This is a genomic window from Mesorhizobium sp. M1322 (genome assembly GCF_040318085.1).
Taxonomy (GTDB): Bacteria; Pseudomonadota; Alphaproteobacteria; order Rhizobiales; family Rhizobiaceae; genus Mesorhizobium.
Genome location: NZ_JAMYLP010000061.1, coordinates 1 through 12380, shown reverse-complemented (window position 1 = coordinate 12380; position 12380 = coordinate 1). Strand labels below are relative to the sequence as shown.

Here is a 12380-nt window from a genome sequence, read left to right as displayed (position 1 = left end):
AAGTTGATCTTCAGGGGCGGCTTTCTAAAATCGAGTATCATCAATTGGGCCTACCACCTGGAGTGAACAACAATGGCCGACCACACGTCCGAGAAGTCGGCGAAGGCCGCCGCCGAGCGGGTCGCTACGAAACCGACCAAACCGCGCAAGGCGACGCCGAAGCTGCAGTCCGGCAAGGCCGCGAAACCGGCACTCCTCGCAGGCGGCAACCCCCAGATCGCGAAGGCTGAAGGCGACGCTCCCGTGCAGGCCTACATCGCGGCAATGCCGGGCTGGAAAAGCGACGTCGGGCGCCGCCTCGACGCAATCATCGTGCGCACCGTCCCCGGCGTGCACAAGGCAGTCAAATGGAACTCGCCGTTTTACGGCATCAAGGGCCAGGGCTGGTTTCTGTCGTTCCATGTCTTCACCCGCTACGTCAAAGTGACCTTCTTCCGAGGCACGTCGCTGCGTCCTCTTCCTCCCGGCGAATCCAAGCACAAGGAAGTGCGCTATCTCGACGTTTATGAGGACCAGCTCGACGAAGCTCAGTTTGCCGCTTGGGTGAAGCAAGCCAGCCAATTGCCCGGCGAACGAATGTAAGATGCATCGCGAGCTACCCAAGCGCGGCAGCAAGCACCTCATTCAAGCGTGCGAACGCGGCGGACTCGTCTGGCGCATGGGCCGGATTGACTTCTGTGATGGTCAGGCCGCGCCATTGCGGCAGGCCGGTCAGCTGCTTTAGCACGAAGGCGGCGTCCTCCAGTTTGAGACCGTCGCAACGGCGCACATTCTCAGCAATCGGAAAATCGATAAAGGAGAGCACATCGACATCGAAGTGAATAAGCACGCAGTCAAAGCGCGCCGCCCATTCGGCCGCGCGCGCCGCCGCCGCCTCGATATCACTCAAAGCTTCCTCACGCGATATAACTTTAATCGCGTTATCTCTGATCACCGCGGCTTCGGGCGGAGTGATGTTCTCGACGCCGAAATAGAGGAGTTGCTGAGGCACGAGCATCGGACGGGTTGGGCCGAGCCTGGCGAGCGAAGGTTCGCACCCGGGAATATCGAGCAGATGAGCGACACCAGTCCAGTCCAAGGCGCCGTCGCTTGTGTCAGGTGTGTTGAGATCGGCGTCGAAGTCTATGTAGATGAGTCCGATCCGCGCGCCGGCCGCCTTCGCCCCGGCGACCGTTCCCAGCTCCACAGTACAATCGCCGCCTAAAACAAGCACGTCTTCCTGCGCTGCGATCGCCGTCGCCACGTGGCTTGCGACCAAGTCACAGGCCTGGCACACGGCCTCCAGGTTCATGGCCTGCTGCCGCAAGGGATCCGGTCGCCATCGGAACGACGCAACATCGCCGTGATCCCTGATGGTTCTGCCTCGGCTCGCGAGCGCCTCTGCGAGCCCATGTCGCCGAAAGGCCGAAGGGGCTTGTTCCTGCCCCGGCGAATAGGCGCCGGCGCTGGGGGGGCGCCGACAATGTTCAACAAACGCGCCGCCAAATCGAAGCTCCATTTTCGTATGATCCTCGTTGCAAAACGGGTCTGGAGGGACGAAGGTTCCTCCTCGACGTCGAGAGTTTGTCGCCCGCGCCGGAGCGGCAAACGGCTCGCCGCATCGATGCCGTCGTGAGACGCCGGACGCCGAACGTTCACAAAGCCACTGGGACCAATCATGACCAAAGCGACAACAGCCATGAAGAAGAGCGGCTCGAAGGAAGGAGCAGGAGGAGACACTCCCTCTCAATTGATAGATGCGAGAATCAACGAGCTGAGCGACTGGCGGGGCGAGATGCTCGCTCGGGTCCGAACCCTCATCAAGCAAGCCGACCCCGAAGTGGTCGAGGAGTGGAAGTGGAGAGGGGTTCCGGTGTGGGAGCACGCCGGAATTATCTGCACCGGTGAGACGTACAAGAACGTCGTGAAGATGACCTTCGCCAAAGGCGCCTCGTTGGAGGACCCTGCAGGCCTCTTCAACTCCAGCCTCGAAGGCAACACCAGACGCGCCATCGATTTCCATGAGGGCGACAAGATCGATGAAGAGGCGTTGAAGGCACTCATACGCGCCGCCGTGGCACTGAACATGTCGGTGCGAGCTACTGCCCGCTCTCAGAAGAAACCGAAGAGCGCTTGAGGATCATCCGCATCCGGCGGGGCTGGCTCCTCGCGGTCGCCTTCCCCACGACTTATGAGCGTCGCTGCAGCGGGAAAACCCCTACTGCAGCAGCCCCTTGACAATGCCGCTCGCCTTGGAGAAATCCATCTGTCCGGCGTATTTCTCCTTGAGCACGGCCATCACCTTGCCCATGTCCTTAACGCCGCTGGCGCCGGTCTCGGCGATGGCGGCGCGGATCGCCGTTTCGGTCTCGGCCTGGCCCAGTTGCGTCGGCAGGAAGTCTCGTATGATAGCCATCTCGTCGCGCTCCTGCGCGGCAAGCTCCGGCCGCTTGCCGTCGTCGAACGCCTTGGCCGACTCTTCGCGCTGCTTCACCATCTTGGCCAGGATCTGCAGGATCTCGTCATCGCTGGCCGGCTCCTTGCCGGCGCCGCGATTGGCGATGTCGCGGTCATGAATGGCCGCCTGGATCAGCCGCAATGTCGGCAGCCGGCGCTTGTCCTGCGCCTTCATCGCACTCTTCAGGGATTCGGCGATTTTGCTGCGCATGATGCTTTCTCCTTCGAACGCGACGGACAATAGCCGTGCCGAAAGCCCAAGGCAAATTCGATGCCGCCCGGCAAACCGCTGATATTGTTCGACGAAATAAATCCAGGCTCGTACGGCGTGGCATCATTGACCGCCTTGGCGCCTTCCCCTATGTACTGGGTCTTGCATGAACTGAATTTTTGTTGCGCGCGCTGGCTGCGAAATCGCCGCTGCGCGCGGTTTGCTGCGCAGAATGGTTCGCCGGACCGATTGAAGGGTGCAGCCTTTTAGGAGTGCCGCCATGGCAACGATGACCGCCGCGTCGACGCCCCCTTGGGCCACCGAGAAGCCGACCGCCTTGCTGGTGCTGGCCGACGGCACCGTCATCGAGGGCCGCGGCCTTGGCGCTACCGGCTCCGCGGTCGCCGAGGTTTGCTTCAACACCGCACTGACAGGCTATCAGGAAATCCTCACCGACCCGTCCTATGCCGGCCAGATCGTCACCTTCACCTTTCCGCATATCGGCAATATCGGCACCAATGACGAAGACATCGAGGATCTCAACCCGGTCGCGCGGGCGGGCGCCGTCGGTGCCGTGTTCAAGGCCGACGTCACCAACCCGTCCAGCTATCGCGCCGCAGCTGGACTCGACCAATGGCTGAAGAAACGTGGCATCGTAGCGCTTTCCGGCATCGACACCCGCGCGCTGACCGCGCTGATCCGTGAAAAGGGCATGCCCAACGCCGTCATCGCGCACGCGCCTGACGGGGTCTTCGACATCGACGATCTGAAGCGCCGCGCCGCCGCCTGGTCCGGCCTGATCGGGCTTGACCTGGCCAAGGACGTCACTTCCGGCCAGTCCTCGGTCTGGCGCGAGACGCCCTGGGTATGGGACGAGGGTTTTGGCGAACAGATCGATCCGGCGATGCATGTCGTCGCCATCGACTACGGCGTCAAGCGCAACATATTGCGCCTGCTTGCCGGTCTCGGCGCCAAGGTTACCGTGGTGCCGGCCAACACCGGCGCCGAGGAGATCCTCGCCATGCGGCCCGACGGCATCTTTCTCTCCAACGGTCCCGGCGACCCGGAAGCCACCGGCGACTATGCCGTGCCGGTCATCCAAGACCTGCTGAAGACCGACATCCCGGTCTTCGGCATCTGCCTCGGCCACCAGATGCTGGCGCTGGCGCTGGGCGGCAAGACCGCAAAGATGCATCAGGGCCATCACGGCGCCAACCATCCGGTCAAGGATCACACTACCGGCAAGGTCGAGATCGTCTCAATGAATCACGGCTTTGCCGTCGATGCCGACTCGTTACCGAGCGGCGTCGAAGAAACCCATGTCTCGCTGTTCGACGGCTCGAACTGCGGCATCACGCTGACAGGAAGGCCGGTGTTCTCGGTCCAGCATCATCCCGAAGCCTCGCCCGGCCCGCAGGATTCGCACTATCTGTTCCGCCGCTTCGTCAATCTCATCCGCGAAAAGCGCGGTGAGCCGGCGCTGGCGGAGCGCGCCTGATTCAGGTTCGCACCGTCGCCGTCGTGACGTCCTTCACCGCGACCGGTCTTTCGACCCTGAGCACGAATGCGATCAGCGACAGAGCGAGAAAGATACCGCCGAGCACAAAGGGCGCGCCGCCGAACGTCACGGGCGCGCTCGGCCCGGTGAACCAGGCGAAGATTCCCGTATAAAGCAACGGCGTGATGATGCTGGTGATCGAAAACACGCTCGTCATCGCACCTTGCAATTCGCCTTGCGCCGAGGGCGGCACCTTGGCCGCCGCCAAGCTCCGCAGCGGCGGGTCGGCGAGTGCCTCGAGGCAGGTCGCCACGATCACCGCATAGATCATCCAGCCCTTCCATGCCGCGGCGTAGCCGAAGGCGGCGAGCGCGGTAAAAGCAAGACCGATGGCGGCGGTCCGCCATTCGCCGAGCCGCGGGATGACGCGCGGCAGAACAAAACCCATGACCAGGGCTCCGCCAAGGCCGAAGACGCCGAGTGAGAGGCCGATCTGCTGTTCGCTCCAGCCGTAGCGGTAGCTGCCGACGAACGACCACACGGCAGGGTACATCATGTGGCCGAGCGTCATCAGGAAGAACACCAGCCCGATCCAGCCGATGCCATGATAGTTGCGCATCTGCTTCATGGCGCCGAGAGGATTGGCGCGGCGCCATTCAAAGCGGCGCCGGTGATGCTGCTCCAGCGTTTCCGGCAGGAAGAACCAGCCGACGATGAAGTTGATGAGAGCGAGCACCGCCGCTCCCCAGAACGGCACGCGTGGCCCGAATTCGCCAAGCAACCCGCCCAGCACCGGGCCGATGACGAAACCGACACCGAAGGCGATACCGAGCAGGCCGAAATTCTTCGCCCTGTTCTCGTCGGTGCTGACATCGGCGATAAAGGCTGAGGCGGTCGAGTAGCTGGCGCCGCTGATGCCGGCCAGCACACGGCCGATGAACAGGACCGAATACGACCACGCCACTGCGCAGATCAGATTGTCGATGGCGAAGGTCAGCACAGAGGCCAGCAGGATCGGGCGGCGGCCGAAGCGGTCGCTTAGGTTGCCGACCAGCGGCGCGAACAGGAACTGCATGGCCGCATAGACGAAGAACAGCCAGCCGCCCTCGATCGCCGCTTCGCTGACACCAACGCCGGTCAGCTCCTGCAGATAGGCCGGCAGCACCGGCATGATGATGCCGATGCCGGTGATGTCGAGCAGCAGCGTGGTGAAAACAAGCGCAAGGCCCCGCCTGGCGGTTCTGGCATCGATCATGACGATATCGACTCCTTGAGCCGTCTCGGAGGCGGTAGGACCAGTTATAGGCGAGTCAGCCGCTCAGAACAATAAGGGAACAGGCCAGGAATTTTCATCCTGACATCAACTGTCGACATGAGTGCGGCCAGGCCCTGCGTCGCCGCCCGCGCATCAACGGTCTCAACGAGAGTCCGAACACCTCAGATCGAAGTGTTGAACGTATCGCAATCCGACAGCTTGCCGCTCTTGTAGCCACGCGCCAGCCAGGTCTGCCGCTGCTGCGACGTGCCATGGTTGAAGCTTTCCGGCACGACGTAGCCCTGCATCTTCTTCTGCATCGTGTCGTCGCCGATTTGCTGGGCGGCGTTCAGCGCCTCTTCCATGTCGCCCTGCTCCAGGATTCCCTTCTGCCCGGTGAAATGCGCCCAGACGCCGGCGAAGCAGTCGGCCTGGAGCTCGACCTGCACCGACATGTGATTGGCCTCGGCCTCGCCCATCTGCTGCCGCATCTGGTTGAACTTGGGCAGGATGCCGGTGAGATTCTGCACATGATGGCCGACCTCATGCGCGATCACATAGGCTTGCGCGAAATCGCCAGAGGCGCCGAATTGCTGGTCGAGCTGCTGGAAGAAAGTGGTATCGAGATAGACCTTGCGGTCGCCGGGACAGTAGAACGGTCCGGCCGCAGACGAGGCGGAGCCGCAGGCCGAGCGGATCTGGCCGCTGAACAGCACCAGCTTCGGATCCTCATAGGTCAGGCCCTCGGCCTGGAAAATGCCGGTCCAGGTGTCCTCGGTCTCGGCCAGCACAGTCGAGACGAACTGCTTCATCTCGTCGGAGGCCGGCACACCGGTGCCGCCGCTGTTGTCGGTGATCTGACCGCCGCCGCCCGGCCCCAAGCCGCCACCGCCGCCGGCCAGGATCTGCAGCGGATCGATGCCGAAGGCCTTCAGCCCGAAATAGAGGACCACGAGAATGATGATGGTCGACAGCGACATTCCACCGCCGGAGCGGCCACCGACCGGGATGCGGAAGCGGCCGGGGCCGCCGCCCGGCAGGTTGAACCCGCCGCCCTGTCCGCGTTGGTCCTCGACATTGTCACTTTGACGACGGCCCTTCCAGAGCATGGCAACTCCCTGCGATGCACGTTCCCGTTAACTTGCCGATCTCATGGCCCGGTCCGAACCAACAAACAATTATCTCAATGGTTGCGCCAAGTCACAGTATTTTTCGCATCAAGGGCCGCCGGCTCTGGGCTCAGTCGATGCACGACACCCACGGCTAAGAAGCCTACCGGCGCATTTTTCTTGGACTTGGCGGTTACACTCAGATCTTCTGCTTGGTACCCGCGCTCTTGCCGTCCGAGCTTTTCGAACGCTCGTCGAAGCGGGCTGCGCCCTTTTTGAGCGGGCGGCCGGTTTCCGCTTCGGTCTTGCGTTCGTCCTTCGCCGCAGCTTGCTTCAATCCCTGGGCCGCTTGCTTGCCCTTCGCTGTCGGTGCCTGTTCGACGCCCATGGTATCCTCCTCGGTCTCACGCCAATTGCTGGCACGATCTCAAACGCAGCGGCAACGCGGCGGTTCCGGCAGGACTGTCGGCAATGGCGGTAGACTTAGCGTGTCGCCATCATTGCCTTACGAAACGCTTCAAGCGTCTCGGCGCTGACATGGCGCTCGTTGCCCTCGGCATCGACGCGACAAATCGGCAGTCTGCGCTATCTTGAGGCCATGACCGATCTCGCCGATGTGCGCCGCTTTTATGCGCGGCTGATGGCTGCCAATGCAGGTCCGGCCGATCCGCGTCTCGAAGACGTATTCGGCGCGGTGCCGCGCGAAGCCTTTCTCGGACCTGGGCCGTGGATGGTCGTCGCCGGCAACGGCAAGGTCGAAACGCCGAGCGCCGATCCTGTTCACATCTATCAGAACGTGCTGGTGGCGCTCGACGCCGACAAGGGCATCAACAATGGCGAGCCGTTCCTGCATGCCATGTGGATCGGCAAGGTGGCGCCAAAGCCCGGCGAGACCGTCACCCATGTCGGCGCCGGCACCGGCTACTACACAGCTCTGCTGGCACAGCTGGTTTTGCCTGGCGGCGCAGTCACCGCCTTCGAACTGGAATCCAGTCTCGCCGACCGCGCGAGACAGAACCTCGAAGCCTATGGCAATGTGACCGTCATCCATGGCGATGCGGTCATCGGCAGCCCGCCACCGTCCGACATCATCTATGTCAATGCCGGCGTTGCAGCACCAACGGCCGAGTGGCTGAAGGCGCTGAAGCCCGGCGCCCGCATGGTCTTTCCGTGGCGTCCGGCCGAGCGCGTCGGCCTCGCGGTGATGGTAAGCCGCACCGAACAGGGTTTTGCCTGCGACCCCTTCATGCGGTCATGGTTCATCCCTTGCATCGGCGCCTCGTCCGCAGGCCCCGCGACAAAAATCGACCGCGACAAGGCGGCACGCAGCCGCTCGATTTGGCTGATCGCCGATAAGGCACCGGACGCCACCGCCACCGCCGTCATCGGCGACGTCTGGTTCTCGTCGCAAAGTATTGGCGGCGGGCGGTCGCAATGACGTCGCCGAGGCGAGGCGTCCGATGCTTGCCCGTCGCCGGCTGGAGCGCTGGAAGTTTTTCCGGCCCTGTCGGACAGGCGTCCGCTCGCACGTCCTTTGGCCGAAATCCGGCCGCAACGGCACGGATGAAGAAAAAGGGAGAATCCAATGAGGAAGATCACCACTGCGACGTTCGTCAGCCTCGACGGCGTCATGCAGGCGCCCGGCGGTCCGGAAGAAGACCCGGTCGGCGGCTTCGAATTCGGTGGCTGGACGTTCCATTACTGGGACGACGTCGGGGGCGCCTTTATTGGTGAGACCTTCGCAAAACCATTCGCGCTGCTCCTCGGCCGCAAGACCTACGACATATTCGCCGCGCATTGGCCGTACCAGGAGAGCGGTCCGATCGCCGACAGCTTCAACGCCGCCACCAAATATGTGGCAACGCACCGGCCCGATACGCTGTCGTGGCAAAACAGCCAGTGGCTCGGCGACGACGTCGTGGCCACACTGCGCCAGCTCAAGCAGGAGGACGGCCCGGACCTGCTCATCCAGGGATCGAGCGAACTCATCCAGACCTTGCTCGCCAATGACCTGATCGACGAGATTAGTCTGCTGACCTTCCCGCTGGTGCTGGGCAAGGGCAAGCGGCTGTTTGGCAGCGGCGCAATTCCGGCGGCTTTCAAGCTGAACCGCTCACAGGCATCGACCACCGGTGTCATTATGGCGAGCTACGAACGCGCCGGTGAGATCAAGACTGGATCCTTCGCCCAGGAACAGCCGTCCGAAGCCGAGATCGAGAGGCGCCGGACCTGGAAGTAGACGACCGCACAGGGCTAACAACAAGGGATGGCCGGACACCGGCCGTCCCTGTGCCATTTGCCGATCACGCCGCCTGCTGCCGCCGCGCCAGCCCATCGCGGATGCACGCGGCAAACTCCCGCGCGGCGGGACCGACACCATGCTTCGGCAGGTGCAAATTGATCGAGAAATTCGGCAAGGCCGGCAGCTCCGGATCGGCAGACAGAATATCGAGGTCGGCAGGCACGGTGGAGGCCAGCCAGGTGGTGACGGCCAGATCCGAGCGCACCGTCGCTGTCGTCGCATCGAGGTTGCCGTTCTCGAACACGGTCCGCCATTCCAACCCATGCTCACTGAGCGCCGCTAGCACCGCCGGGCGGAACGCGCAGGTATCGGCCACCATCGAAACCGGCAAAGGCCGCTTGCGGCGAGCGACACCGCCTCTGGCGCCGACCCAGACCAGCCGGTCGATGGCGAGACATTCGCCGGTGGACGGACCGACCGGTTCCTCGATCACGGCAAGGTCTATCGTGCCAGATGCCAATGCCGCCGCAAGCTCCGGCGACGAGGCGCAGACCAACGAAATCTCGACTTGCGGATAGGTTTCGGCGTAGGTCTTCAACACCGGCGCAAGCACGGTGCCAACCAGATCATACGGCACGCCGAGCCGCACCTCACCGGCAACCGCGCTGGTCGCCATCTCGGCCCAGATCTCGTCATTCAGGGACAGCAGGCGCTTGCCCTTGCCGAACAGTCGTTCCCCGGAACGGGTCAGTCTCAGCCCGCGCCGGTCGCGCTCGAACAGGCTGCAGCCGAGAACCTCCTCCAGCCGTCTGATCTGCTGGCTGACGGCGCCCTGCGTCAGATGCAGCGCATTAGCCGCTGCGGTCATGCTGGCCTTGTCGGCGACAGTGACAAAGGTGCGGATCAGGGCCGTGTCGAGATTGCGGATCATAGGTGGCATTATATTCTCTAATGCCACCTATGACAAACATTGCATTTACTGATGCATGTCCGTGCTTAGCATGCTGGGTTCCCAACAGAGGAAACAGCATGTTTGAGGCCATCTCCCCGCTTGTCCTGTTTGCGCTGGTCTCGACCTCCACGCCCGGCATGGCCACGACCTTGTCGACGGCGTCCGGGGCGCAGTTCGGCTTTCGCCGCTCTGTCCCGCTGATGGCCGGAAGTGCGACCGGCCTGGCCACAGTGGCCGCGGCAGGTGCTGCCGGGCTCGCCGGCCTGTTGGCGGCGGCTCCGTCCTTGCAACTGGCGATGAAAATAGCCGGATCGCTCTATCTGATCTGGCTCGCCTTCAAGATCGGCCGCAGCGGCCCACCCAATCTGGACGTGACCATGGCCAAGCCGAACAGCTTTTTCGGTGGCGCCGGTCTGCAATGGATGAACCCCAAGGGTTGGGCCATGGGGCTGGGGGCGGCGGCATCTTTTGCCGCGCTCGCCAACGGACCGCTGCAGCTTGCCCTTTTGCTCGGCGCGGTCTTCGGCGTGGCGGCGGCGGTGTCGCTGTCGGCTTGGTGCGTGGCAGGCACGCTGCTCGCCCGGTTGCTTAGAACCGAGCGGCAGTGGCGCGTGCTCAACGCCATGCTCGGCCTGCTGCTCGCCGCCTCGATCATTCCGATGTGGCAGCCAGCTTAGATGCCCGATGTTCAGGCGGCGTAATGTGCCGCCGGCCGCGCCATCAGCCTAAGGCGGCCGGCGACCGGTTTTTGCAACAGACCTTACTCCGCCGGCATGGCAATAGCCCGGGCCGCCCGGTGGCCGGCCAGCATGACGCCAAGACCCAGGATCGGGAACGCTGCTGCGACCAGGCCGAGATCGGCTGGCGCGCCATAGTGCAGCACCGCGCCGCCGACTACGGCGCCCAGCGCCACGCCGAGATAGAGTGCCGACCCGTTGAGCGACAGCACGATGGGCGCTGCGTCGGGCGCCAGCCTGATGATGCGGCTGGCCTGCGCCGGCGGGAACGCCCAGCCGACGATGCCCCACGGCACCATCATGGCCATCAGCGCCGGCCCGGCGATGCTGTGCGGCAGGAATGCCGGGATGACCGAAAGCATGATCAGCATGACCGCACTCAGCCCAAGCGACCAGCTGACGGTGCGCGTCGCGCCGAAGCGGTCGGCGGCCTGCCCGCCGGCGATGTTGCCGATGACGGCGCCGATGCCGAAGGCAAGCAGCATGCCGGGCAGCGCGATCGGGCTCAAGCCCCCGCCTTCGATGGCCAGCGGCGCGACAAAGGCAAAGACCGTGAAGGCGCCGGTGAGCGCCAAAAGTGTAGTCAGCAGGATCGATGGCACGCCGGGGCGAATGGTTGCTGCCAGCCGCTGCCTGAGCGGCAGCTTGGTGCCGACGATGCCGCGTGGCAGCCGGTACCACAGGATTGCGCCGGCCAGTGCGCCGAGCCCGGCGATGGCAAAGAACGTGCCGCGCCAGCCGGCAACGGTCGCGACAAGTGCGCCGAGCGGCGCGCCGACCGCCACCGCCACCGTGGTGCCGCCGACAACGAAGGCAATGGCGCGGGCGCGGTGATGATCATCGACAAGCGCCACGGCCGTCCCTTGCGCCGTCGCCGCGAACAGGCCGGACGACAGCGCCATGACGATGCGCGCTATCAGCAGCAATTCGAACGAGGAACTCAGCGCCGCCGCCAGATTGCCCAGCACGAAAAACACCAGCGTCCACAGGATGACGCGCCGCCGGTCCCATTCGCCGGTCAGCGTCGCCAGGATCGGCGCACCGAGCGCATAGGCGAGCGCGAAGGCGGTGATCAACGTGCCGGCGAGCGGAACGGAGATGGCGGCGTCGGCCGCAATGTCGGGCAGCAAGCTTGAAATGACGAAGCCTTCGGTCGCGATCGTAAATGATCCGAGCGCAAGCCAGATGAGGCGCTTGTCCATGGTGAAATCCTTAGTTCAAAATTCATTGAACTATTGTACATAATAGGGCATAATGTCAATGAAGCCACACGAGAATAGCGGAACCCTCCTGACAGCTCTATGTCAGGACAAGGTGGCGGGAGATAGAAACTGCGTGCATACCGCCAAGGAGGAGATGCGTTGAAATCGGCCCTGATTGCGCTTAGTTCTCCGGCATGACACTGCCCCACCCCGCCGCCGACCAGATCAGCCTGTCGAACGTGCTTGCCGTGCTCGGCGACCCGACGCGGCTGGCCATCGTGCGCTATCTCGCGAGCAAGGAAGGTGTGCCGCTGAATTGCAGCCAATTCCTCGATCTCGGCTCGAAGACCAATCTCAGCTATCATTTGGCCAAGCTGCGCGAGGCCGGTGTCACCCGCACCGAGGTGGTCGGCACCAGCCGGCTGATCACGCTGCGCCGCGACGATCTCGATGCCCGTTTTCCGGGCCTGCTCGATAGCGTCATTGCCGCTGCGGTCGATGACACCGCACTGCCCGCGGTGGGCGCCTCCGAGATCGACATTCGCGCTTAAACACGACGCCGGAACCGCCGATTAAAGGAGCGGATTTCTCAGAACCGGGGTTCCTCGCCCCACAAAGTGGGGAGAGGTGTCTCGGCGGCGCCGAGCCCGAGAGGGGCCTTTACGCTCGCCGCTCGGTCCAAGAAGCGTCATTTATATATCCGCGACCCGGGGGAAGCGCCCCCGCGCCCGGCGCCGG

At 63.7% G+C, this 12380-nt stretch carries 14 protein-coding genes and 1 pseudogene; 7 read left to right on the top strand and 8 right to left on the bottom strand.

Features of this window, described 5'->3' with window-relative positions:
* The first annotated feature begins 72 nt into the window (after positions 1 to 72).
* Positions 73 to 582: a DUF1801 domain-containing protein gene (locus NKH12_RS20795; protein WP_352954851.1), complete on the top strand. Its 510-nt coding sequence runs from the start codon at positions 73 to 75 to the stop codon at positions 580 to 582.
* A gap of 13 nt (positions 583 to 595) precedes the next feature.
* On the opposite strand, the gene NKH12_RS20790 is transcribed toward NKH12_RS20795, so the two are convergent.
* A complete protein-coding gene (locus tag NKH12_RS20790; RefSeq protein WP_352954850.1) occupies positions 596 to 1498 on the bottom strand; it encodes an arginase family protein in 903 nt (300 codons plus the stop codon).
* Between the two features lie 159 nt (positions 1499 to 1657).
* Between NKH12_RS20790 and NKH12_RS20785 the strand changes: the two genes are divergently transcribed.
* Positions 1658 to 2116, top strand: coding sequence for a DUF1801 domain-containing protein (locus NKH12_RS20785; protein WP_352954849.1), 459 nt, complete (start codon positions 1658 to 1660; stop codon positions 2114 to 2116).
* Positions 2117 to 2197: 81 nt separating this feature from the next.
* On the opposite strand, the gene NKH12_RS20780 is transcribed toward NKH12_RS20785, so the two are convergent.
* The gene (locus tag NKH12_RS20780; protein ID WP_287058793.1) at positions 2198 to 2647 is read right to left on the bottom strand and encodes a GatB/YqeY domain-containing protein; all 450 of its coding nucleotides are present in this window, start codon (positions 2645 to 2647) and stop codon (positions 2198 to 2200) included.
* Between the two features lie 280 nt (positions 2648 to 2927).
* Between NKH12_RS20780 and carA the strand changes: the two genes are divergently transcribed.
* Positions 2928 to 4145, top strand: coding sequence for a glutamine-hydrolyzing carbamoyl-phosphate synthase small subunit (gene carA, locus NKH12_RS20775; protein WP_352954848.1), 1218 nt, complete (start codon positions 2928 to 2930; stop codon positions 4143 to 4145).
* Between the two features lies 1 nt (position 4146).
* Here the strand turns inward: carA and NKH12_RS20770 are convergent, their stop codons facing one another.
* The 4 genes and pseudogenes from NKH12_RS20770 to NKH12_RS20755 form a co-directional block, all read right to left on the bottom strand.
* Complete coding sequence (locus tag NKH12_RS20770; RefSeq protein ID WP_352954847.1) at positions 4147 to 5400, bottom strand: TCR/Tet family MFS transporter; 1254 nt, start codon at positions 5398 to 5400, stop codon at positions 4147 to 4149.
* Positions 5401 to 5582: 182 nt separating this feature from the next.
* The gene (ypfJ, locus tag NKH12_RS20765; RefSeq protein WP_352954846.1) at positions 5583 to 6509 is read right to left on the bottom strand and encodes a KPN_02809 family neutral zinc metallopeptidase; all 927 of its coding nucleotides are present in this window, start codon (positions 6507 to 6509) and stop codon (positions 5583 to 5585) included.
* Between the two features lie 199 nt (positions 6510 to 6708).
* Complete coding sequence (locus NKH12_RS20760; RefSeq protein ID WP_352954845.1) at positions 6709 to 6897, bottom strand: hypothetical protein; 189 nt, start codon at positions 6895 to 6897, stop codon at positions 6709 to 6711.
* A 95-nt stretch (positions 6898 to 6992) separates the two neighbouring features.
* Positions 6993 to 7076: pseudogene (locus NKH12_RS20755) on the bottom strand (manganese-binding transcriptional regulator MntR); the annotation flags it as partial.
* A 31-nt stretch (positions 7077 to 7107) separates the two neighbouring features.
* On the opposite strand from NKH12_RS20755, the gene NKH12_RS20750 reads away from it, so the two are divergent.
* Both NKH12_RS20750 and NKH12_RS20745 read left to right on the top strand, forming a co-directional pair.
* Positions 7108 to 7947 (top strand): protein-L-isoaspartate O-methyltransferase family protein, encoded by an 840-nt coding sequence (locus NKH12_RS20750; protein WP_352954844.1) that lies wholly within the window; start codon positions 7108 to 7110, stop codon positions 7945 to 7947.
* A gap of 147 nt (positions 7948 to 8094) precedes the next feature.
* Positions 8095 to 8748, top strand: a complete 654-nt coding sequence (locus NKH12_RS20745; protein ID WP_352954843.1) for a dihydrofolate reductase family protein — start codon at positions 8095 to 8097, stop codon at positions 8746 to 8748.
* Positions 8749 to 8812: 64 nt separating this feature from the next.
* Here NKH12_RS20745 and NKH12_RS20740 read toward each other — a convergent pair whose 3' ends face one another.
* Entirely contained in the window at positions 8813 to 9682 is an 870-nt protein-coding gene (locus tag NKH12_RS20740) for a LysR substrate-binding domain-containing protein (RefSeq protein ID WP_352954870.1), read from the bottom strand.
* Between the two features lie 98 nt (positions 9683 to 9780).
* Here NKH12_RS20740 and NKH12_RS20735 point away from each other — a divergent pair, with 98 nt between their 5' ends.
* Positions 9781 to 10380 (top strand): LysE family translocator, encoded by a 600-nt coding sequence (locus NKH12_RS20735; protein WP_352954842.1) that lies wholly within the window; start codon positions 9781 to 9783, stop codon positions 10378 to 10380.
* Between the two features lie 83 nt (positions 10381 to 10463).
* On the opposite strand, the gene NKH12_RS20730 is transcribed toward NKH12_RS20735, so the two are convergent.
* On the bottom strand, positions 10464 to 11642 hold the full coding sequence (locus NKH12_RS20730; protein WP_352954841.1) for an MFS transporter: 1179 nt from the start codon (positions 11640 to 11642) through the stop codon (positions 10464 to 10466).
* Between the two features lie 194 nt (positions 11643 to 11836).
* On the opposite strand from NKH12_RS20730, the gene NKH12_RS20725 reads away from it, so the two are divergent.
* Positions 11837 to 12193 (top strand): ArsR/SmtB family transcription factor, encoded by a 357-nt coding sequence (locus NKH12_RS20725; protein WP_352954840.1) that lies wholly within the window; start codon positions 11837 to 11839, stop codon positions 12191 to 12193.
* The last annotated feature ends 187 nt before the right edge of the window (positions 12194 to 12380 follow it).